The organism is Paenibacillus sp. Y568 (assembly GCF_059445545.1).
Map to the genome: position 1 here is coordinate 166,914 of NZ_JCAIUM010000010.1, position 23,923 is coordinate 190,836.

General features: G+C 39.5%; 20 protein-coding genes. All 20 read left to right on the forward strand.

The genetic code is table 11. From position 1 onward, the window contains the following. The first annotated feature begins 30 nt into the window (after positions 1–30). The 20 genes from AC1D7X_RS15720 (at position 31) to argF (ending at position 23,846) form a co-directional block, all read left to right on the forward strand. Positions 31–1,140 carry a glycosyltransferase gene (locus AC1D7X_RS15720; RefSeq protein ID WP_495458312.1) on the forward strand — a complete coding sequence of 370 codons (1,110 nt, stop codon included), beginning with the start codon at positions 31–33 and terminating at the stop codon, positions 1,138–1,140. Then, positions 1,137–3,023, forward strand: coding sequence for a glycosyltransferase (locus AC1D7X_RS15725; RefSeq protein ID WP_495475586.1), 1,887 nt, complete (start codon positions 1,137–1,139; stop codon positions 3,021–3,023). Before AC1D7X_RS15720 ends, AC1D7X_RS15725 begins: the two co-directional genes overlap by 4 nt. A gap of 223 nt (positions 3,024–3,246) precedes the next feature. Further along, positions 3,247–4,857: a glycosyltransferase gene (locus tag AC1D7X_RS15730; RefSeq protein WP_495475587.1), complete on the forward strand. Its 1,611-nt coding sequence runs from the start codon at positions 3,247–3,249 to the stop codon at positions 4,855–4,857. A 3-nt stretch (positions 4,858–4,860) separates the two neighbouring features. Next, complete coding sequence (gene rfbF / locus AC1D7X_RS15735; RefSeq protein WP_495458309.1) at positions 4,861–5,631, forward strand: glucose-1-phosphate cytidylyltransferase; 771 nt, start codon at positions 4,861–4,863, stop codon at positions 5,629–5,631. Next, a complete protein-coding gene (gene rfbG, locus AC1D7X_RS15740; protein WP_495475588.1) occupies positions 5,632–6,708 on the forward strand; it encodes a CDP-glucose 4,6-dehydratase in 1,077 nt (358 codons plus the stop codon). It begins immediately after the preceding gene. Between the two features lie 14 nt (positions 6,709–6,722). Beyond that, the gene (locus AC1D7X_RS15745; RefSeq protein WP_495458307.1) at positions 6,723–7,952 is read left to right on the forward strand and encodes a methyltransferase domain-containing protein; all 1,230 of its coding nucleotides are present in this window, start codon (positions 6,723–6,725) and stop codon (positions 7,950–7,952) included. Next, the gene (gene rfbC, locus AC1D7X_RS15750) at positions 7,949–8,479 is read left to right on the forward strand and encodes a dTDP-4-dehydrorhamnose 3,5-epimerase (protein WP_495458306.1); all 531 of its coding nucleotides are present in this window, start codon (positions 7,949–7,951) and stop codon (positions 8,477–8,479) included. Before AC1D7X_RS15745 ends, rfbC begins: the two co-directional genes overlap by 4 nt. Then, positions 8,476–9,384, forward strand: a complete 909-nt coding sequence (locus tag AC1D7X_RS15755) for an NAD-dependent epimerase/dehydratase family protein (RefSeq protein WP_495458305.1) — start codon at positions 8,476–8,478, stop codon at positions 9,382–9,384. Before rfbC ends, AC1D7X_RS15755 begins: the two co-directional genes overlap by 4 nt. A gap of 9 nt (positions 9,385–9,393) precedes the next feature. After that, positions 9,394–10,065: an LbetaH domain-containing protein gene (locus AC1D7X_RS15760; RefSeq protein ID WP_495458304.1), complete on the forward strand. Its 672-nt coding sequence runs from the start codon at positions 9,394–9,396 to the stop codon at positions 10,063–10,065. Between the two features lie 108 nt (positions 10,066–10,173). Continuing rightward, positions 10,174–11,403: a flagellin lysine-N-methylase gene (gene fliB, locus AC1D7X_RS15765; protein ID WP_495458303.1), complete on the forward strand. Its 1,230-nt coding sequence runs from the start codon at positions 10,174–10,176 to the stop codon at positions 11,401–11,403. A 294-nt stretch (positions 11,404–11,697) separates the two neighbouring features. After that, positions 11,698–11,895 (forward strand): cold shock domain-containing protein, encoded by a 198-nt coding sequence (locus tag AC1D7X_RS15770; protein ID WP_495458302.1) that lies wholly within the window; start codon positions 11,698–11,700, stop codon positions 11,893–11,895. A gap of 391 nt (positions 11,896–12,286) precedes the next feature. After that, positions 12,287–12,841: a ribosome hibernation-promoting factor, HPF/YfiA family gene (gene hpf, locus AC1D7X_RS15775; protein WP_495458301.1), complete on the forward strand. Its 555-nt coding sequence runs from the start codon at positions 12,287–12,289 to the stop codon at positions 12,839–12,841. A gap of 371 nt (positions 12,842–13,212) precedes the next feature. Then, positions 13,213–15,720 carry a preprotein translocase subunit SecA gene (gene secA, locus AC1D7X_RS15780; protein ID WP_495475589.1) on the forward strand — a complete coding sequence of 836 codons (2,508 nt, stop codon included), beginning with the start codon at positions 13,213–13,215 and terminating at the stop codon, positions 15,718–15,720. A 192-nt stretch (positions 15,721–15,912) separates the two neighbouring features. After that, positions 15,913–17,029 (forward strand): peptide chain release factor 2 gene (gene prfB, locus AC1D7X_RS15785; RefSeq protein ID WP_495475590.1). Its coding sequence is split into 2 segments (ribosomal slippage): positions 15,913–15,984 and positions 15,986–17,029, totalling 1,116 coding nucleotides; the frame shifts between segments, so codons are not numbered across the junction. Between the two features lie 115 nt (positions 17,030–17,144). Continuing rightward, on the forward strand, positions 17,145–18,032 hold the full coding sequence (locus tag AC1D7X_RS15790) for a YitT family protein (RefSeq protein WP_495475591.1): 888 nt from the start codon (positions 17,145–17,147) through the stop codon (positions 18,030–18,032). A 131-nt stretch (positions 18,033–18,163) separates the two neighbouring features. Further along, positions 18,164–19,219 (forward strand): N-acetyl-gamma-glutamyl-phosphate reductase, encoded by a 1,056-nt coding sequence (gene argC, locus AC1D7X_RS15795; RefSeq protein ID WP_495475592.1) that lies wholly within the window; start codon positions 18,164–18,166, stop codon positions 19,217–19,219. A 16-nt stretch (positions 19,220–19,235) separates the two neighbouring features. Then, positions 19,236–20,462, forward strand: a complete 1,227-nt coding sequence (argJ, locus tag AC1D7X_RS15800; protein WP_495475593.1) for a bifunctional glutamate N-acetyltransferase/amino-acid acetyltransferase ArgJ — start codon at positions 19,236–19,238, stop codon at positions 20,460–20,462. 168 nt (positions 20,463–20,630) lie between these two features. Further along, a complete protein-coding gene (gene argB / locus AC1D7X_RS15805; protein WP_495458335.1) occupies positions 20,631–21,401 on the forward strand; it encodes an acetylglutamate kinase in 771 nt (256 codons plus the stop codon). A gap of 129 nt (positions 21,402–21,530) precedes the next feature. Beyond that, positions 21,531–22,793, forward strand: a complete 1,263-nt coding sequence (argD, locus tag AC1D7X_RS15810; protein ID WP_495475594.1) for an acetylornithine transaminase — start codon at positions 21,531–21,533, stop codon at positions 22,791–22,793. Positions 22,794–22,889: 96 nt separating this feature from the next. Then, positions 22,890–23,846, forward strand: a complete 957-nt coding sequence (gene argF / locus AC1D7X_RS15815) for an ornithine carbamoyltransferase (protein ID WP_495475595.1) — start codon at positions 22,890–22,892, stop codon at positions 23,844–23,846. Positions 23,847–23,923: the final 77 nt, after the last annotated feature.

The following is a 23,923-nucleotide window of genomic DNA, read 5'->3' on the forward strand; positions in this document are numbered from 1 at the left end:
TTATAAAGACATTTACTGTGGGGAATGATTATGATAACGAATTTACCGATATCTGCTTGTATAATTGTCAAAAATGAAGAGAAGCACATTGCCAAATGTATTCAGTCACTGAAACAAGTTGTGAAGGAGATTAATGTTGTCGATACAGGATCTAATGATCGTACGATTGAAATAGTAGGTGAAGAAAAGCTGAGAGTTCATCATTATCAATGGAATGATAACTTTGCGGAAGCTAGAAACTATGCAATCCGTATTGCGACAGAACCCTATATATTGGTTATTGACGCAGATGAGACTTTGGATCAGGCTACAGTAAGGTTTCTTGAGGAGTATACAGAACGACTAACGAATGAACCAGCGACAGTTAATATACGAAGTATAATAGATGAACATAGAACTGTGAATTCAAGAATTACTCGGTTATTTCCTAATTCAGAAGATTACCGTTATAACGGTGTAATTCATGAACAGTTATATTATAGAGATAAGCCCATTGCTGTGATTCAATCAACAGAAGTTATTCTACATCATTATGGATACAATGAAATGGAGATACAAAAGAAAGAAAAGATTGAACGCAACTTAATATTGCTAAGAAAACAAATCGAATCAGACCCTAACTCGATGTATTTAAGTTTCCAAATGGGACAGACCTATTATGTGAACAAAAATTACGAGGAAGCGATTCATTACTTTGATGATACGATCCAAAGGGTATCGGAATTAGATTCATTGCCAAGGTACATGTCAACTGTATTTCTATCATACGGGTATTGTTTAATGAACCTTAGAGAATATGATTTCCTGGACAACCTAATTAGTGATGCAGTTGAATTTTACCCGGATTTTACGGATTTATATTTTTTATATGGCGTTTCATTAATTGAGAGACAAGACGTCCGCAAATTTATAGCTATTAAAGAAACGTTTGATTATTGCCTTCATCTAGGAGAAGTTAACAATCATTCATATGAAACGGTAGAGGGCGTAGGTTCATATAGAGCTTTATATAATTTGGGTGTTTATTATGAGGTAACAAATAATCTTAAATTAGCTATCGAATATTATTCTAGAAGTGCAGAATATAACTTCGATCCAGCGCTTGCAAAGATAAACCAGTATAAGGATGAGTTAAAATGAAATATCAAACAATATCACTGTGTATGATCGTTAAGGACGAAGAAAGATCACTAGATAGATGTCTAAATAGTGTTAGAGATATAGTGGATGAGATCATTATTGTAGACACAGGTTCTACAGATCGGACCTTAGATATTGCACGACAATATACAACAAATGTCTTTCATTATGAGTGGAACAATAACTTCGCTGATGCTCGGAATTTTGCTATTCAGCATGCGACATGTGATTATATCCTTGTATTGGATGCCGATGAATATTTAGAGGATGAGAGCAAGAGTTTGATGCTCGAAGTATTGTCGAAAGAGTATTATTTCTTGAGAGTACGGAATTTAATAAAACCTGCAGTAGTCTATACACATTCATTTATCAGATTGTTCTCCAATACAATTGGATTCAGATATATTGGAGCATTGCATGAACAGATTAATACAAGAGAGTTTCCTAAGGCTAAAGGGGAAATATTACTGGTCTTTATTAATCATGATGGGTATCAAGATGACGTTATTCAAAGTAAAAGTAAGAATGAAAGGAATATGGGGATTATTCAAGACGAGTTGAAGGATAATCCTACATCATTCGGTTATTATAATCTGGGAATCCAATATAAATCCATTCATGAGTATGATAAAGCAGTGAAGGCATTTAGAAAGTCTTATAAGCTGAATCCTAATACTACATTTGCCCCGAGTCTAATTATTAATTTAGCTCAGTGTTTAGTGAAATTGAGAAGCTACAATGAAGCCATAAGAGTGCTAAAGGATTCGTCAACGGTATATCCAACTTATACAGACTTATTCTATCAGCTTGGGGTGATATATTATGATATTGGTTACTTTCAGGATGCAGAATTAGTATTCATCCAATGCTTGGAACTGGGTGAAGTAACAGACGATTTACTGTCCACAGTAGAAGGTGTAGGTTCTTACTTAACACACGCGTATCTGTCGGAGATCTATTTGAAGTATAATCAACCAGAGAAGGCACGAGATCATATTATTGCAGGATTGAATCAAAATAGGATGCACCCAGCATCTTTGAGAATTTTCTTTGATTTATTCCTAAATGCTGATCCCGTAGATGTTCTGCAACATCTACAAGCTATTTATCCCTTTGAATCAGCAGATGAAGCCAATATCCTAATGCAGTTTCTATATCTTTATAGAAACCCTTTATTTATAAATCTATCCAAATTTATCACTCAAGAGTTTGATGATGATCTTTGTGCATGGATCATGCAAGTGGAAGGAAATTTGGAATCTGCGAAAGCAATGTGGTCATCTTGCACTTCGATTAAAGATGGAAATCAACGTGATATTGTATTTGTAGCTGTTGTCGGAGAAGATGTAACATTCTTCGAAGAATGTATCGTTCATTTCAACCTGCATGAGAAAGACAAACAAATACTTAAGAAATTAATAAAAAGAGAATTGATTATAGAAGCAGACTTACATGACGATTTAAGACAATTGTATATAAACTTATGTCACGATTTATTAATGCTCCGCAAGTATGATGTGATTGAATATATGATTACTCAAGTGCAAGTACCTATGCTACGCTATGAATTGTCGAAAATGCTATTTAAATTTCAATTTAATGAGCTTGCACTGCAGGGGATATTAGAACCTGATGATAAAACGGATAAAGCTATCGTATATGAATTAACAGGAGATATATTAACTCGTATGGAGATGTATGGAGATGGATATCAATATTATTTAGAGTCTGAGCAACATCATTCTAGTTTTGAATTACTATATAAGATATATAGGATCGCAATGATCGTAGATGATAGAGATATTCAAAAAGCGTATTTGAAACGTATGAGTCTGATGAAGCCTGCATCAGAATGGGCAAGAACGAAGTTAAACGACTGCTAAAGACTAAGGATAATCCACTATCATTAGATAGAGGATTATCCGTTTTTTGTAACTTTATTTTTAGGATGAAAATACCGATATTAAGTATATAGTCTACGATTTGAAATATTTAATGTTTTCAGAATGTAACGTGAACGTGTGAAATTATACTAGATGATTATTGTGATTTAGTAATAATCACAATGACTAATGTTATTAATTAAAGAATGGAGAAAATTAGAGTATGAAACAGAGAATTCAAGATCTTATTCAAATGGGTAGTCTCGATGAGGCCAAGAGGTTAATGACAGAATTAGAACAGATGAGCCCTTTAGTTAAAGATGTTGAAACATATACGATCAAAGCATCTATAGCTGTAGCAGAAAATAATCTGCAAGAAGCTGAGGATTATTTGTTAGAAGGGCTACGTATCGATTCGGAATATGATGATTTACTGTTCAACCTTGGTTTTATTAACAAGTTACGTAATAATTTTATCCAATCTAATTATTATTTTGGAAAGGTAGCATCCTCAACTAAAGATGTTGAACTCCTAAGTTTGATAGAACAGTTCATTAATGAGAATAGACATCAGATTTCATTAGCTCAGAAGCCATTAGTTAGTATTGTAGTCCTAGCCTATAATAAATTGGATTATACCAAATTATGTATAGAAAGTATCTTAACTTATACTAAAAATATTAGCTATGAGTTAATTGTAGTCAATAATGGTTCTACGGATGGAACTAGAGATTATTTTGACTCATTATCTCAGGTCAAACCCCTTCATTTGATAAAAAATGTAGGAGTGGTTAATGGATTTAATGAAGGAATGAAAGTGGCAGAGGGTAAATATACAGCCTGTGTATGTAATGACTTTATTTTTACACCTCGATGGTTAGAGAATTTATTAATATGCATAGAATCGGACGAAAAAATAGGATACGTATCTCCTGGAGCAAGTACAATAAGCAATCTACAGCAAATTAATGGAGAATATAATAATTTAGAAGAGATGCTAGAATTCGCGGAAAGCTATAATCATTCAGATCCACGTAAATGGGAAGAACGAGTAAGACTCCTTCCATGTGTATTAATGGTCAAAACAGAGCTACTTAAACAAATTGACTATTATGATCCTCAGTTTTATTATGGAGAGTTCTCTGATGATGATATTAGTTTTCGTATTCGAAGATTAGGATATAAGTTGGTTTATTGTAAGGATACGTTTACGTACCACTTTGGATCGGTCACAGTTCGTGATGACCAGATTAATAATAATTCAATGAATGTGAGTAGAGATATATTCATTAAAAAATATGGATTAGATGCATGGTCAGATGCTGTGTTTAATCCAAGAATTCTTAATGAAATCTCTATTGATTTGGGAAGTGTCAATGCTTCAATTCTAGGTGTGCATACTAAATGTGGTGGTAATCCATTACAATTGAAAAACATGCTGAAGGAAAAAGGTATAGAGAACGTTGATATTACAAGTTACTGCATTAATAAGAAGTATTTGGATGACATTGTGACCGTTTCAGACCAAGTCATTCAGGCGGAAATTGATCAAGTTGAAGTGAAACTAAATGGCAAATCCTTTGACTATATTATTTTTGAATCTGACTCAGAACATTTGAATAATAACCCTCAGAGTATAAAGCAATTGATTGCATTGTTAAGTCATGGTGGGCAATTAGCACTAAGCATTAGCTATTCTGATTTTGATGAGACTATTATGAATAAGCATATTGCTTTACTTAAATTGCAGGGGATAGCGTTTGCCTATTGCAAAGCCATAGAGTTTAGCTCAAACAAGGTTGAGTTGGAAATTATCGTTCGAAAGGATGTATAACAGATGAAAGCGGTAATTTTGGCTGGTGGATTAGGCACAAGATTGAGCGAAGAAACTGTGTTGAAACCTAAGCCTATGGTGGAAATTGGTGGAGCCCCAATGCTTTGGCACATTATGAAAATATATTCTACTTATGGAATAAACGACTTTATTATATGTTTGGGTTACAAAGGCTATCTTATAAAGGAATTTTTCGCTAATTATTATATGCATACATCAGATGTAACGTTTGATTTCAGGACGAATGAGATGAAAATACATAAAAATAATTCAGAGTCTTGGAAAGTAACTCTTGTTGATACAGGAGAGCATACATTGACCGGCGGGAGGTTGAAGAGAGTTCAACCATATGTTGGTGATGAGACGTTCTGTTTTACATATGGAGATGGATTAAGTGACGTTAATATATCAGAACTCGTGCAATTCCATAAGGAAAAGGGGCATCTTGCAACTGTAACGACAGTGCGGCCCCCTGGAAGATTCGGTGCATTTGAGTTTCAAGAAGATAAAATTATTGGTTTCCAAGAAAAACCGATGGGCGATGGTAATTGGATTAATGGTGGATTCTTTGTTCTAGAACCACAGGTATTTGATTTAATCAGTGGAGATAATACCACGTGGGAAGAAGAGCCTATGGAGCAATTAGCTAAGTCAGGAGAATTGTCGGCCTTTATGCATGAGGGGTTCTGGCAACCCATGGATACATTAAGGGAAAAGACAAAACTTGAAGAAATGTGGGAAAAGGGAAAGGCTCCTTGGAAGGTGTGGGAATAAATGAATCAAGACTTTTGGAAATCTAAAAAGGTACTCATTACAGGTCATACCGGGTTCAAAGGGAGTTGGCTCGCATTGTGGCTTCAGTATTTAGGAGCGGATGTTTACGGATACAGTCTATCACCTGTGACGGAGCCCAATTTATATGGTATTGCAGATGTCTCTAAAAATATGGAATCCACATACGGTGATATATTAGATTATCAACGGTTACAATCATTTATTGGAAGAATTCAACCTGAAGTTATCTTTCATCTCGCAGCACAACCATTAGTAAGAGAGTCATATTTAGATCCGATTGCAACGTTCTCGGTTAATGTTATGGGAACGGTGCATTTATTAGAGGTAGCTAGGAATACTGAATCCGTTCAAGTTGTTATTAATGTTACGACGGATAAATGCTACGAGAACAATAATAATTCCTTGCGAGGGTTTGTTGAACATGATTCTATGGGAGGATCTGATCCCTATAGTGCTAGTAAGGGCTGCTCAGAACTTGTTACGTCAGCCTATGAAAGATCATTCTACTCTACTAGTGGTAAATTGTTATCATCTGCAAGAGCAGGTAATGTAATAGGTGGGGGAGACTGGGCAGTAGATCGTATTATTCCAGATGTCATTCGCTCGGTTATCAATAATAAGCCCTTAAATATTAGATATCCTCAAGCAATTCGACCTTGGCAGCATGTCTTAGATTGTTTGAATGGATATTTGTTACTTGCCCAAAAAATGTGGGAATCGGGAGAAGAGTACGCGGGAGCTTGGAATTTTGGCCCTGGGGAGTCCTCTAATATATCCGTTGCACAACTGATTGGTGAATGTAACAAATATCTCGGGGCACAGCTGAACGTAGAATATGAAACGAACACGCAGCCTTATGAAGCGTCATGTCTAGTCCTAAACAGCGATAAAGCTATAGAACTGTTGAAGTGGGGGATACAATTACCTGTATCCCAATCTATCGAATGGACAATGGAATGGTATTCTAACTATATGAGTAATCGTGTAGATGATGTAACTTTAAAACAAATACGTCAATATGAAATTATAAAATCTTCTAGAATTTTTGCTCATTAAGGGGATATGAGAGAATGTCAACTGGAACATGCCGTTTTTGCGGTACAGAACTAAGTACTGTTTTTCTGGATTTGGGAGTTTCACCATTAGCCAATTCGTATGTGAAGTCTGAAAGCCAAATGGAGCATATGTATCCATTAAGAACTTATGTTTGCGAGCATTGCTTTTTAGTTCAGGTGGAGGATTTCGAGTCTCCAGAACATATATTTAGCGATTACGCCTATTTTAGCAGCTATTCCGATAGCTGGCTTAACCATTGCCGTAAATATGTTGAGACCATGGTAGATCGATTTAATTACACGAAGGATCAACAAGTAGTTGAAATCGCAAGCAATGATGGTTACTTATTACAGTACTTTAAAGAAAAAGGTATTTCTGTGCTAGGAATTGAACCTGCCGCTAATGTTGCGAAAGCTGCGATCGAGAAAGGAATCGATACGACGGTGGACTTTTTCGGAACTACATTGGCAACAGCATTGAAAGAAAAGGGGAAAAGTGCAGACCTCTTACTTGGGAATAACGTACTTGCACATGTTCCAGATTTAAACGACTTTGTTGAAGGGATGAAGATTCTTTTAAAACCACAGGGTACGATAACGATGGAATTCCCTCACTTACTTCAACTAATAGAACATAATCAGTTTGATACAATATATCACGAACATTACTCTTATTTATCTCTGACAACCGTCTGTCAATTATTTAAGAGTCACAACCTTTCAATCTATGATGTTGAGCAGCTAGAGACGCACGGTGGATCTTTGCGAATTTTTGCATGTCATTCCAATAATAACGATTTACAAGTAAGTCAAACTGTTGATACATTATTAGAAAAAGAAACGTTATTTGGTATGAGTAATATTGAAATGTACAATGGATTTCATAACGATGCTGTCCAATTAAAAAGACAGATTATGAGCTTCCTGATTGATATGAAAGAAAAGGGACATACCATCGCTGGGTACGGTGCGCCAGCTAAGGGAAATACCCTGATTAATTATTGTGGTATTGATCGTGACTATTTGGATTATACGGTGGATCGAAGTCCATATAAGCAAGGAACCTTTCTGCCCGGATCAAGAATTCCAGTGTATTCTCCCGAACAGTTGAAAGAGACTAAACCCGACTATATCTTTATTCTTCCATGGAATTTGAAAGAAGAGATTATGGAGCAGACTTCGTTTATTCGGGAATGGGGCGGCAAGTGGATAGTTCCAGTACCTGAAGTGACGGTGATCGAATGAAGTTTCTAGAAACTCCGCTAAGAGGGGCATATGTAATTGATGCAGAACCGCACCATGATGAAAGAGGATTCTTTGCACGAACGTTTTGTAAGGATGAATTCATAACTCATGGATTGGTAAATGATTTTGTGCAGTGTAATGTCTCTTATAATATCCGACGAGGTACGGTAAGGGGTATGCATTACCAAGTAAGTCCTTTTGAAGAGACAAAATTGATCAGGTGTACAAGAGGGGCAATTTATGATGTTATTATTGATTTACGTCCCTTATCGAATACATATCTGAAGTGGTATGCTGTCGAATTGAATGAAAATAATGGTCGAATGCTGTATGTACCTGAGGGCTTCGCTCACGGTTTTCAAACATTAGAGGATAAGACTGAAGTTTTTTATCATATGAGTCAGATTTATAATGCTTCTTCTTCAAGAGGAGTGCATTGGAATGATCCTGTGTTTAACATTGAATGGCCTCTATCATGCGAGGTAATATCAACTAAAGATAGAGATTTTCAGGGATTTGTGATATGAAAAAGGTAATAGTTACTGGGGCTAGTGGGTTCATCGGCAATCACGTTATTGATACTCTTAAAAAAGAGGATTTTGAAATTCATGCATTGTCTAGATATGGGGCCAATGTTGAATCTGAATCAGTGATTTGGCATTCGGTTGATTTGTTTAATCAGAGAGATATTGAAAAGTGTATGCAAGAGGTTCAACCTTCCCATTTGATTCACTTAGCATGGGATGCAAGACCAGGGAAATATGTCACATCCTTAAGCAATTATCAATGGATAGAAGCAACGTTATGTTTGTTTCGAAATTTCGTATCCAATGGTGGCATAAGAGCTGTAGTGGCAGGTACATGTGCAGAGTATCAGTGGGATCATGGAGTTTTAAAAGAAGACGACGAATCTAATTCATATGATATGCCCTATTCAGCATGTAAAAATTATACGAGATCCTTGTTATTTCATTTAGCACAGCATACGGGCTTGAGCCTTGGATGGGCAAGACTATTCTTCTTATATGGGCCAATGGAGCCCGAATCTAGACTAGTACCATCTATTATTCGATCCTTACTGAAGGACGAAACGGCTAAATGTACAGAAGGAACGCAGATGAGGGATTTTTTATATGTCGAAGACGCAGCCGAGGCTATAAATGAATTATTAAAAAGTAATGAAGAGGGAATTTACAATATAGCCTCTGGACAAGCCATTCGGGTTATTGATTTAGTGAATCATATAGCTCATCAATTTGGTAAGTCACATCTTATATTGCCTGGTGCTGTGAAGGAAGGAAATCTTCAAGCTCCACTAGTACAAGGGGATATTTCCAAAATTCAATCTTTAGGTTGGAAACCTAAGGTTGACTTGTATACTGGGATGAACAAAACGATTCAATGGTGGAAGAATAGTAGTGAGAGGTTGTGATGTTCTGTAATGGAACTTTCTCTTTCTTTAAACGATTTTAAAACGTACGTATCTAGGCAGATCAATCATTTCTTCCCTGATAACATTAGGGCAGATTTCTGTGTTGAAGAACAGGCATTTGATTATGCAATACAAAGGACGGAACATTGTTTCCGTCATGTTAGTCTAGGTGCTTATAATATTAATGGCCTTCCTTATCTGAACCATTTACATTCTGATCAATATTGTGTGTTCTTATGGTTTCTATCTAACAGCGTATGGAGTATGCAAGACGATCAGCAATTGGCTAACAAATTGTTTTATTTAAACAAGTCTCTCCATGGATTTAGTTGTATGTATGATACAGAACTTCCTGATATCTTCGTGCTGTTACACACGGTGGGAACGATTTTAGGTAGAGCGAAATACTCTGATTATTTGGTAGCATTTCAGGGGAGTACAGTTGGCGCACAAAAAGGAAGATATCCTACCCTTGGTAAGGGTGTATCGTTGCTACCATATGCGTCAATTATAGGTGATTGTTCAGTAGGGAATTATGTGTCTGTTGGCAATGGTGCATCTGTTTATGAACGCAACATTCCTGATCATACGGTTGTTTTTAGAGATGATAGTGGGTCTAACACCTGTAAGATAAATAAAACTAGCGTTTCTGAGCGCTATTTTAATATGAATATATCATAAAGTTTAATAATGGATGATTAGATATCAATATATTTAAACTTTTTGTTAATTTTATGTGGGGCTTTTGGTCCTTTTGTTTAAATTTATTAAAGTGCAGGAGTGATATTGTTGAAACAAGAAGTTCTTATACCGACATATATGAAATCATTTACTTGTATTGGTTCAGCATGTGAAGACAGTTGCTGTGTTGGATGGGTCGTAACGTTGGATAAAAAGACTTACAAAAATTATAAAAGCCTTAGGCATCCAGTATTGAGTAACAAGTTGAATAAATCCATGAAGCGTGTTAAAAATGAAACGGGAAATATCAATAATTATGCTCATTTTATTATGGATAGTAAAGGTCGTTGTCCCATGTTGGAAGAGAGCGGTTTATGTGGGATTCAAGCGGAACTAGGCGAACAATTACTATCTTCGACATGTACTACCTACCCCCGAGCCATTAATAAGGTGGGTAAAACACTCGAAATGTCAGCTAAGTTGTCATGTCCTGAAATTGCTAGATTAGCGCTCTTAAATTCAGAGGGTATTGAATTTGAACATATGGAATATGATATGAATTCTGGTTTGGGAATTAGAAATAATCTAGATACATCGAGGTTGGATAATGGAGAGTATTTATTCTGGGATTTGCGTGTGTTTACTATTGAAATTATTCAAAATAGAAATCTTCACTTAAGTGATCGTATGATCTTTTTAGGCCTCTTTATAAATAGATTGCAAATTCTATTACAAGAACAACAATTCGAGCGTGTACCAGCTCTAATAGAAGAGTACAAAATTAAGATAAGCACTCCAATATTTATAAGTAGTCTTGCACAAATCCAAATCAATACTGAACTTCAAGTTCAACTTGTAGTAGGACTAATACAAGAGCGTATCAAATCTGGTGGAATTACACTTAGATATAATGAATGTTATTCAGAAATGCTAGCAGGATTTGAAGTCCAAGATCAAGTAGATCTGAAAGTATTGACACAAAAGTACAATGATAATCTTAATGAATTCTATAAACCTTTTATGAATAGCTATGGATACATCTTAGAAAATTATTTAGTTAATTATATATTCGAGAGTTTGTTCCCTAATGTAAACGAGAGTAGTAATGTATTTAGTCAATTTACAAGAATGTCAATACTGTATTCGATGTTAAGAATACATTTAGTTGGAATTTCGGGGTTCTATAATGGATTGAATCCAGATTTGGCAATTAAAGTGATTCAGTCATTTGTGCGCGGTACCGAACATAATCAAACTTATTTGAATTCAATTTCCAAACGTATCCAACAGAATGGGACTGATTCAATGGCTCATATTACTACATTGTTGAAAGAATAAGTGAATTATATTAATTCTGAGAAGCCCAGGGTCTATATTTAGTACGCCCAGCATGGGGATTAAGATTGCCCAAGTATTGAATCCCATGTTCGATCCACAATTCTCAGAACATAAGTTATGGTTTTCGCCCTAGTAGGAATGGAGACATGATGCCGTTCGAGAAGTCAAACAGAACATGAAGGATGATTCCATCGTGTAATTTTTATTAATTGACAATCTCACCCAGTAGGTGCTATATTCTTAAAAGTAAGCGCTTGCTTACTTCATTTTTCAAAACGAAGGGAATGTTTATTTATGCAAGGGAAAGTAAAATGGTTTAATGCAGAAAAAGGGTATGGCTTCTTGGAAACTGACGATGGTGGCGATGTATTCGTACATTTCTCCGCAATTCAAACAGACGGTTTCAAATCATTAGATGAAGGTCAAGCTGTTGAGTTTGATGTTGTTGATGGCGCTCGTGGACCACAAGCTGCTAACGTAATCAAATTATAATCTATTAGGCCTAAGCCGACTTAATAATAGTTGGATCAATGCTTTTTACTGAACTAATAACATTCAGACCCTGGAGATCTCCAGGGTCTTTATTTATTCCCTATCGCCACATATAATATGTCATTATTATCCAGTTTCTTTCTAGCCTATATTGGTTAAATAAGAATAACCCTTAAGGTGATTAATCTTTGTTAATATTCGAGATTAACCGTCCTATAGCTCTATCAAACGTACCTTTAACCACGCAGGGTAGCGAGGGTTAATATTGTTGGTTCACTAGATTTCTGAAGGTAGAATGTAAGAGTTTACATCGTTGATAATATTCACCGAATTACCTTTTTACTTGACGTTAACAAAGTGATATAATGGTGTTGCAAAGGAGGAGTGCCTTATGAATTACAGTATTCGAGGTCAACAAATTGAAGTGACAGATGCTTTGAAAGAGTATGTTGATAAGAAGCTCAATCGACTTGAGAAGTATTTCGATGCACCCACTACTTCAGAAGGATATGTTACTCTGAGTGTCATTCGAGGATTACACACCGTGGAGGTAACTATCCCATTGCCAGGCGTGATGCTTCGTGCAGAAGATCGTAGTGATGATATGTATTCATCCATTGATGCGGTCGTGGACAAGCTAGAACGTCAGATTCGTAAGCATAAGACGAAGCTTAATCGTAAGTTCCGTCAAGAAGGAAGTTTGAAGACGTTATTCACTGAAGGTTCAGGTGCAGCGGGTTCAATCGTAAGTGGCGAGATCGAGGACGAATTAGAAGTAGTTCGTACGAAGCGTTTCTTCCTGAAGCCTATGGATGTCGAAGAAGCTATATTGCAAATGAATATGGTTGGACATAATTTCTTTGTATTCTCTAATATTGACAGTAAGACCGTAAATGTTGTATACAAGCGTGATGATGGTAAGTACGGCCTGATTGAGCAAGATTAACTAGATGTGAATATCATATGGCTAGATATTAATGGCTACATTGACTTGAATCATTCTCTAAATATGAAAAGTTATTGAAATGGAGCTCCTATCCGTGCAACGGATAGGGCTCTTTGTGCGTATATATAGATACTATCTACAAAACGAGATAGTATAAATGGTAATAACACTTAGGAAACACATCGTTCAGAACATCCTATAATAGGTAGAGATATGAAATTAGCTGTAAATAAGAGACGCTCAGTGTTGCGGCATCTCTTGCAAACTGTTACAATTTATGCAAACACAATCATTAAGGAATCAATTTCATTATTAACCCTCGGAGTTATGAAGTTGGTTCTACCATCTGTATCAAACGAAAGGGGTTAACCATGCTAGGACTTGTCAAAAAAATCTTCGGCGACACCAACGAACGTGATGTCAAACGTCTTATGAAGACGGTCGAACTAATCAACCAAATGGAACCAGAATATGTGGCACTCTCGGATGAACAACTGAAAAGTAAGACAGAGGAATTCCGTGCTCGTCTTGAGAAAGGTGAAACCATAGATGAATTGCTTCCTGAAGCATTTGCTACTGTGCGTGAGGCGTCTAAGCGTGTGCTTAACATGCGGCACTTCGATGTACAGTTAATCGGAGGCGTTGCACTTCATGAGGGCAGAATTGCAGAGATGAAAACGGGTGAAGGTAAGACACTCGTAGGTACACTTCCTGTGTATTTGAATGCTTTGTTGGACCAAGGTGTGCATGTAGTCACAGTTAATGATTATCTAGCACAACGGGATAGCCAACAAATGGGAATTATATATGAATTTTTAGGTATGACGGTCGGGGTTAACTTGAACGGCATGGACCATGCGGAGAAACAACAAGCTTATGCTTGTGATATTACTTATGGTACGAATAATGAGTTCGGCTTCGATTACCTACGTGATAATATGGTGCTTTACAAAGAGCAAATGGTACAACGTCCACTCTACTTCTGTATTATAGATGAAGTGGATTCAATCCTCGTTGATGAGGCTCGTACGCCTCTAATTATCTCAGGACAAGCTGAGAAGTCAACGGAGCTCTATTATGCGGCAGATCGCTTCGTGAAGCGTCTGGTGGCAGAAGAAGACTATACTGTGGACATTAAGGTGAAGTCCGTTGCTCTTACTGAAAAAGGAGCAGCAAAAGCGGAGAAGGCTTTCGGTATTGAGAACCTATATGATCACGCTAATGTAACGCTGAATCATCATATTGTACAAGCTTTGAAGGCAAATGTGATTATGCGTCTGGATGTCGACTACGTTGTAGCTGAAGAAGAAGTTATGATTGTTGACGAGTTCACAGGGCGCCTAATGGCAGGTCGTCGTTATAGTGATGGATTGCATCAAGCGATCGAAGCTAAGGAAGGTTTGGAAGTACAGAACGAAAGTATGACGCTTGCTACGATTACGTTCCAGAACTATTTCCGTATGTATCGTAAGTTAGCGGGTATGACAGGTACAGCGAAGACAGAAGAAGAAGAATTTAAGAAGATCTATGGTTTGGAAGTTCTTCAAGTGCCAACGAATAAGCCCAATCAACGTCAAGATATGCCAGATATCGTGTATAAGAGCGAGAAGGGCAAATTTACAGCGGTTGTTGAGGAGATTACTGAACGGCATAAGAAGAACCAGCCTGTATTGGTAGGTACGATATCTATCGAGAATTCAGAGCTGGTCTCTGAAATGTTGAAACGCAAAGGCGTTAAGCACCGCGTTCTAAATGCTAAATACCATGCCGAAGAAGCAGAAATCGTCTCACAAGCAGGCCAAGCGGGTACGGTAACGATTGCCACGAACATGGCAGGCCGTGGTACTGATATTGTGTTGGGTGATGGCGTGTCAGAAGTTGGTGGATTGCATATTATAGGTACAGAACGTCATGAATCTCGTCGTATTGATAATCAGCTTCGTGGACGTGCTGGACGTCAGGGTGATCCTGGTTCTACTCAGTTCTATTTATCACTTGGTGATGAATTAATGAAACGTTTCGGTGCTGACAATGTTCTGAATATGATGGATCGTCTTGGATTTGAAGAAGATCAACCAATCGAGAGTAAGATGATAACACGTGCTGTGGAATCCGCTCAGAAACGTGTCGAAGGAAACAACTTTGATGCGCGGAAGAACGTACTACAATATGATGACGTCATGAACCAACAACGTGAGATCATCTACAAGCAACGTCGCGAGATTCTTGAGTCTGAGAATATTAAGCAGATCGTTATGGAAATGCTTAAAAATGTTGTAGACCGCGTAGTGGCTGCACATTGTGTGGATGATATTCCTGAGAACTGGGAGCTTCAAGAGGTAGCAGATTACGTGAATAGTAAGTTATTGGACGTTGACTCTATTACTCGTGATGACCTATGGGGCAAGGAATTAGAAGAAATCGTTGATTATATATTTAACCTTGTTGAAGCTAAATATAATGAACGTGAAGAGCGTATCGGTGCTGAATTAGTACGTGAGTTCGAGAAAGTAATCGTGCTTCGTTCTGTAGACAGTAAGTGGATGGGTCATATTGATGCCATGGATCAGCTTCGTCAAGGGATTCATTTACGCGCTTATGGCGGTACAGATCCATTACGTGAATATCAATTTGAAGGCTTCGAAATGTTTAATGAGATGACTGCGAACATTCAAGAAGAAGTCGCAACTTACATTATGAAGGCACAAATTGAAGGTAATCAAGAGCGTCAATCCGTTGTTGATGAGAAGAAAGTATCAACAAATGGTGAACCTGCCGAGAAGAACCCTGTTCATGTCGGTCAGCAGATTGGACGTAACGATCCATGTCCATGTGGTAGTGGTAAGAAATTCAAACAATGTCATGGACAACAATCTTAAGAAAAGTGAATTTACCCCAAATGATGGAGTGAAGTGCACTTAATAACTCCCTTAAGCTAAGGAGGTTCTACAGTTGAGATCATTCTCCACGGGAGATATGGTTATATGAACTGGTGCCTTCTGGTTTGAGGGAGTTTGTGATAATAAAGAACACTTAGCTGTTCTACTTGATGAAGAGGTGACGAGAACATTATGATCGATCCGAACATAAAGCATGACTTACGTGAAATGAGTACGAAACTTACCAATCTTAGGGGGTCTCTTTGACTTAGATCTTAAGCAAGAGATGATATCGAACTTTGAGGAAAAGATGTCCGCACCTGATTTCTGGGATGACAGTGACAAGGCTCAAGCATTAATAGCTGAGCTAAATGGTGTGAAGTCTTCCATAGATGAATACGAGAAGCTTCAACGCGAGTTCGATGATGTCGAGATGATGGCTGAACTTGCAGATGAAGAGGAAGAAGAATCGTTATTTGCTGAGATTGCAGATTCTACGGAGAGTCTTAAGAAAAAGTTAGATGAATTCGAACTAGGGCTGCTCCTGAGCGAGCCTTACGATAAAATGAATGCCATTCTAGAACTTCATCCTGGTGCAGGGGGGACGGAGTCGCAAGACTGGGGAGAGATGTTACTCCGAATGTATACCCGTTGGGCAGATAAACGTGGATTCAAAGTTGAAACGATGGACTATCAAGCGGGTGATGAAGCGGGTATTAAGAGTGTTACTCTTTTGATCAAAGGCTTCAATGCTTATGGTTACCTGAAAGCGGAGAAAGGTGTTCATCGGCTAGTTCGCATTTCACCATTCGATTCTTCAGGAAGACGCCACACCTCATTCGTATCATGTGATGTGGTTCCTGAGATCACAGAGGATGCTGATGTAGAGATTCGCACAGAGGATTTGAAGATTGATACCTATCGTGCCACAGGTGCAGGCGGACAGCATATCAATACAACGGATTCTGCAGTACGAATAACGCATATTCCTTCTGGAGTGGTTGTAACAAGCCAGGCCGAACGTTCTCAGATTAAGAATAGAGCTTGGGCAATGACAGCCCTTCGTTCAAAGTTAGTAGAACGTAAGCTCGAGGAACAACGCAAAGAGTTGGCTGAAATCCGAGGGGAACAATCGGAAATTGCGTGGGGTAGCCAGATTCGCTCCTATGTATTCCATCCCTATAGTATGGTAAAGGATCACCGTACTTCCGTAGAGACGGGGAACATTGGTGCAGTAATGGATGGGGATATCAATCTATTTATCGATGGGTATTTACGTAGTCAACTTAAAGTTGTAGAAAGTGAATAATCATATTGGAATTCCTACACGCTATACGTGTAGGAATTTTTTGCGGATAAGAACAGTTTCATAAGTAACATATCAGAGTATATGGGAGTTAAAATTGAGAGGAGAACAACATAGAATGGCACAACAAACACGTGATCGGAAATTTCGGAATTTGATTCCCTTGAAGGGTCCAGTAAGGCATATGATAGACACTTTATTCATTATTATCGGGTCTTTGATTATATCCATAGGATTTAATCTGTTTTTTCTACCGAATGGGATTGCTTCAGGAGGAGTATCCGGGCTATCCGTTCTAGCCCAATCATGGTTAGGATTAGAACCTGCATTTACGCAATGGGCTTTGAATATTCCTTTATTTATACTGGGTTTCCTGTTATTAGGTACTAACTATGGTATTCGTTCTTTATTAGGAAGCGTGGTCTTGCCTTTATTTGTATTCCTTACAAAGGACTGGCCTATTCCAACTGCGAATCCTTTACTTGCTTCTATATATGGTGGAATCTGCGTTGGACTCGGAATTGGACTTGTATTTCGTGGAAGAGGATCTACGGGAGGGCTGACGATTCTAGCTCAGGTGATTCAGAAGTTAAGCGGTCTTAGTTTCTCTTTATGCGTAGTGTTATTAGATGCCACAGTTATTATACTAGCCGCGTTTGTTATGTCTATGGAACAGGCTTTGTATGCCCTAGTTGCCCTTTATGTAACTGGAAAAGTCATAGATGCGGTAGAGTTAGGATTTAATTATACGAAGGTCGCGTATATTATCTCAGATTATACAGATGAGCTTACCCAAGTCATTCTGAATGATCTAGATCGTGGATTAACTAAACTCAATGGCCAAGGAGGATACACGGGAGATAATCGGACGGTTCTAATGGTTGTTGTAGGACAGAATGAAGTAACACGATTGAAGACGTTGGTTCAATCCGTTGACCCGGGTGCTTTTGTCATTATTAGTGATGCACATGAGGTTCTTGGAGAAGGGTTCACTAGAGCATTATAGAATGGGATGAATGAGCGGAATCTCTTGAAGAATAGTCATAAGGTATTGTATTTATATTTACTCGGACGTATAATAATACATAATTATGAATGGTATCGATCAAGTGAGGTTGGAGAGGGGAACAGGGGATAATGACAGTAGATTCTAAGGTAAGAGTGGCCATCGTTGGTTCTACAGGATACGGTGGAGTAGAATTAATTCGTTTGTTACAGGGGCATCCTCATGTGGATATTACCTCTGTCATTTCAACTTCAAGTGCGGGAGTTCCCATTAATAAGGGCTTTCCACATTTAACGAATATTATTAATCAAGATCTGGATGATCTCGACATACAGAGTATAGCGCAGAAGGCTGACGTTGTATTTACGGCTACACCATCTGGCATTAGTACTCCGCTGGTTCCTCAGCTACTTCAGGCAGGGCTTAAGGTGATTGATTTATCGGGCGATTTTCGTATAAAAGATGGAGAAACATACGAGCAGTGGTATAAACATCCAGCAGCGGATCCACGCTACGTTGAACAGGCTGTATACGGACTGAGTGAAGTATTTGGTGAAGAAGTGGTAGGTAAGGACTTTATTTCTAATCCGGGATGTTTCGCGACAGCTACGCTACTGGGCCTTGTTCCTGCAATCGTTGCAGGGTGGATCGATCCATCGACTATTATTATTGATGCTAAATCGGGTGTATCTGGAGCGGGACGTGGAACAAACCTAACCGTACATTACGCAGAGATAAATGAGAATCTTCGAGCATATAAAGTGAATAGGCATCAGCATATTCCTGAAATAGAGCAAGTGTTAAGTGAGCTGACAGGTGAGAAGGTTATGGTCACGTTTACGACGCATCTGACACCAATGACACGAGGCATTATGAGTACGATGTATGCCAAAGTCATAGGGGAACATAGTCAGGCGGATTTTGTTGATTTGTACCGTCAGTATTACGAGGGTCGCCCATTTGTGAGAGTTCGAGACGAAGGGGTATGGCCTGCGACGAAAGAAGTAACGGGATCTAATTTTTGTGATATGGGACTTCTCCTAGATGATCGAACAGGAAGAATTACGATTATTTCAGTGATTGATAATATCGTGAAGGGTGCTTCGGGCCAAGCGATTCAGAATTTGAACCTGATGATGGGATGGGAGGAAGATCTCGGCTTACGTTACACACCTGTGTATCCATAAGTAGAGGCAATCAACTATGGAAAAAGAGAATTTTACCGCTATAGATGGCGGTTCAATTATAACACCGAAGGGTTTCTCCGCAGGCGGTGTCCACTGCGGATTAAAGAAGACGGAGCGCCATGATATCGGCGCAATCCTATGTGAGGTGGATGCCACAGCGGCGGCTGTGTATACCACCAGCGTGTTTCAAGCGGCTCCACTGAAAGTGAGCCGCGAGAGTCTTGTCGACGGCAAGTTGAGAGCCGTCGTAGTGAATAGCGGCAACGCCAATGCATGCACAGGCGAGCAAGGCGAGGCCGATGCATATGCTATGCGTGCAGCGATGGCGAGTCACCTTGGCGTAGCGGAGCAAGATGTGGCTGTCGCATCGACAGGCGTGATCGGTGAGCTACTCAAGATGGACTGCGTGAACGCAGGCATTGCGGCATTGCCTGCGCGACTGAGCAACAGTGCGGTGGGAGCGGAAGATTTCACACAAGCCATTCTTACCACGGACTTAGTGAAGAAAGAAGCTTGTGTGTCTGTCTTAGTCGATGGCAATGAGGTCGTAATTGCCGGAGCTGCTAAGGGGTCAGGGATGATTCATCCCAATATGGCCACGATGCTAGCTTTTATGACGACAGACGCGAATATTGAACAAGTGGCACTGCAACAATTGATGCGACAAGCTACAGATCTGACGTTCAATATGATTACCGTAGATGGGGATACAAGTACAAATGACATGCTAATTACGATGGCTAGTGGACTTGCTGACCATAACGAACTGAATACGTCTCATCCTGACTGGGATGCTTTTGCTGAGGCATTCACATATGTCTGTCAGAAGCTAGCCATGGCGATTGCACGTGATGGTGAAGGGGCTACTAGACTAGTTGAAGTTGTCGTTCAAGGAGCCGTAAGCGATAGTTCGGCAAGTGTCATTGCGAAGACCGTTGTAGGCTCAAGTCTAGTGAAGACTGCGATATTCGGTGCGGATGCGAACTGGGGACGGATTATTGCTGCTGTAGGGCGTGCAGGGGAACCTGTAAATCCAGAGCAAGTAGATATCCAACTAGGATCGATTACGGTGCTTAAGGCTTCACGCCCTGTTGGGTTTGATGAAGAAGAAGCGTTAGCCTATTTAAAAGGTGACACAGTACGTATATTCGTAGACTTGCATGGTGGAAGCGGGAAAGCGACTGCTTGGGGTTGCGACTTAACATATGATTATGTACGGATTAATGCAGCGTATCGAACGTAAGGTTAGATATAACTATTTTTGACGATTAGGCATTCTAGTAGATTAGCAGGTTCTACTGATTGGTAATGAGAGGGGAATTTTTGCATGGGAACGAAATTGGGAGGTCATGGGGAAGAAGGGATTCAAGTGGAGCCTATCCACAATGTTCAGATTCAAGGTAGTTTTGTGATGAAATGTGGAGGGAGTACACTTGCGGCATTGCCGGATTCTTTCTTTCATGACCTTAGACAATTACAGCAGGACGGAATACAACCTGTCATCGTTCACGGAGGTGGGCCAGCTATCTCAGATAACCTTGCGAAACTTGGCATTGAAAGTGAATTCGTTCATGGGTTGCGTAAGACAACGGAGGATGTCCTTGATGTGGTGGAAATGGTGCTATCCGGTAGCATCAATAAACAGATCGTACGTCGTATTCACAATGTGGGTGGGCGTGCATGGGGGCTCTCGGGCGTAGATGGTTTACTTATTCAAGCGAAACCCGTTGCGAACAGTGCTGAAGTAGGCTGGGTTGGCGAAGTGACCCATGTGGAAGCCACTCTCATTCAAGGTGTACAGGACATGGGCTATATTCCGGTGATTGCACCGATTGGTATTGATCTAGTAGGTCAACGCTATAACATCAATGCAGACACGGCTGCAGGCGCAGTTGCTTCGTTCTTAGGAGTTCATCGTATGATTGTTGTAACAGACGTTCCAGGAATTATGAAGACAGTGGATGGTGAGAAAGTAGTACTTCCTTCGGTTAGCATACAAGAGATTCATGACATGATCGACACAGGTGAAATATACGGCGGCATGATTCCGAAAGTTCGAGCAGCCATGAACTGCATTCATGGAGATGTTCAAGAAGTCGTTATCGTGGACGGAAGCGAACCGCAAGTTCTTAGTCGTGTTATGCAAGGGGAGATCATCGGAACTCGGATCGTCCAGATATAGAATGTAGTTTTTAAAAAGATAATGAAGATCGAGTACCCTATAGTGCGGTCACAGTTATACAGTACTTATTTTTAAATTGTGCTTAGTTAAGAATCATATGAATAGATAGATTGGAGTGAAGATAAAGCGATGGGAAATGAAATGGATCAGCAGAAACAGGTTGGAAATACAGGAGTAGTAGAGTCTGGGGCAGTGGGAGCAAAGAGCCAAACAACGAGTTCGTTGTTTCCTACGTATGCTCGATATCCGATCAGCTTGGTTAAAGGGGAAGGCAGCTGGTTGTGGGATGATCAAGGAAATAAATATTTAGATTTCATGAGCGGGTTAGCGGTTACGAACTTAGGTCATGCTCCTAAGAAGGTAAAAGAAAGACTGAAGCAACAACTAGATGAGCTGTGGCATGTATCTAACTTGTTCCAGATTCCGAATCAGGAGAAGGCAGCTTCTCTACTGACATCCATTTCATGTGCAGATGCTGTATTCTTCTGTAACAGCGGTGCAGAGGCGAATGAAGCTGCTATTAAGCTTGCCCGTCGCTATCATCAGAAGGTCAAAGGAACAGGACGTTATGAAGTGATTACGTTCAATCAATCTTTCCATGGACGGACTTTAGCTACACTAACAGCAACGGGTCAAGATAAGGTGAAGGAAGGCTATTTGCCACTCCCAGCTGGGTTTAAGACGGTTCCATTACATGATATAGAAGCATTGAAGGCAGCTGTAACGGATCAGACGGCAGCGATTATGATCGAGATGGTTCTTGCTGAAGGTGGCGTTCATCCCGTTCAACCAGAATTCTTGAAGGCTGTTGCTGAACTATGTAAGCAAGAAGGATTGTTGCTTATCGTTGATGAGGTCCAGACGGGAATGGGACGTACGGGGAAATGGTTCGCTCATGAACATTACGGAATCGAGCCAGATATATTCACGGTTGCTAAGGGGATTGCGAGTGGATTCCCAGCAGGTGCTATGTTAGGTAAGGAATATTTGCGTGAAGCATTTACGGCAGGTAGCCATGCAACCACATTTGGAGGTACGCCGCTTGCAACAGCTGCAATCATAGCTACGATCGAGACAATGAAGGAAGATGACATTCCGGAACGTGCCGCTAAGATGAGTGAATATCTATTTGCAAAATTGGATGAAAAGTTATCGGGAAATCCTTTTGTAAAAGGAATCCGTGGATTAGGCTTACTGGTGGGTATCGAGTGCGAGGAACCCGTTGCTAGCATTGTGCTGGAAGGGCAGAAACGCGGACTCTTGTTCGTTAATGCTGGACCAAATGTTATTCGTCTATTGCCTAATTTATACGTAACCGAGCAGGAAATTGACCAAGCTGTAGCGATTGTGGCAGATCTAATTCACGATCATACTGCGATTAAGAATATCTAATTCATTGAGCCTGTAGCTCATGGGACGATAACGAATATAACTGTTCATACCATATATAAGTATAAGTCGTATTAGTATTAGAGGAGGGTTTACCGCATGACGCAGAGTGAGACGCAACAAACGATAGATTTAAAAGGTCGTGATTTCATCGAATTGGATGATTTCACAACAGCGGAGATTCAATATTTAATCGATTTGGCGATTGACATAAAACAAAAACAGAAGAATGGAGAGGTGTACCAACCTCTCAAAGGCAAGACGATCGGACTTATTTTCGAGAAATCTTCCACACGTACGCGGGTATCTTTTGAAGTCGGAGCGTTTCAGTTAGGAGCCCATGCCCTCTTCTTAAGCAAGAATGATATCCAACTTGGTCGTGGAGAGATTATTAGTGATACGGCTCAGGTGTTATCTCGTTACTTAGATGGGATGATGATTCGGACATTTGGTCATGAGAATGTGATTGATCTGGCTCGATATGCTACTGTACCTGTTATTAATGGACTTAGCGATCTTGCGCATCCTTGCCAAGTGCTGGCCGATTATCAGACGATATATGAGCACAAAGGAACACTTCAAGGACTGAAACTCGCTTATGTAGGCGATGGTAATAATATGGCACATTCTCTTATGATTGGTGGCGCTAAACTTGGCGTTCATGTCTCTGTCGCAACACCAGAAGGGTATGAGCCAGATGAGTCTGTCGTGAAGGATTGCCTTGACATTGCTTCTCAGACTGGCGCTCAGATCGTGGTTACACGGAGTCCACAAGAAGCAGTGCAAGATGCAGATGTGATCTATACCGATGTATGGGCTAGTATGGGATTTGAAGAAGAGCAGAAGGTGCGGCAGGCCGCATTTAAAGACTATCAAGTAGATGAGAAGTTGGCTAAGGGTGCTAAGAGTGACTATCTATTTATGCATTGTTTGCCAGCACATCGTGGTGAAGAAGTGAGTGAAGGCGTCATTGATGGAGCGAATTCTGTTATTTTTGATCAAGCAGAGAACCGCTTGCATGCACAAAAAGCATTGATGGCCGCGTTGATGGGATAAATGATTCATAGTATGATTAGTTAATGGATTGAATTAATATGCATGATAGAATTTTATATATGGATTTAGGGAAGGGA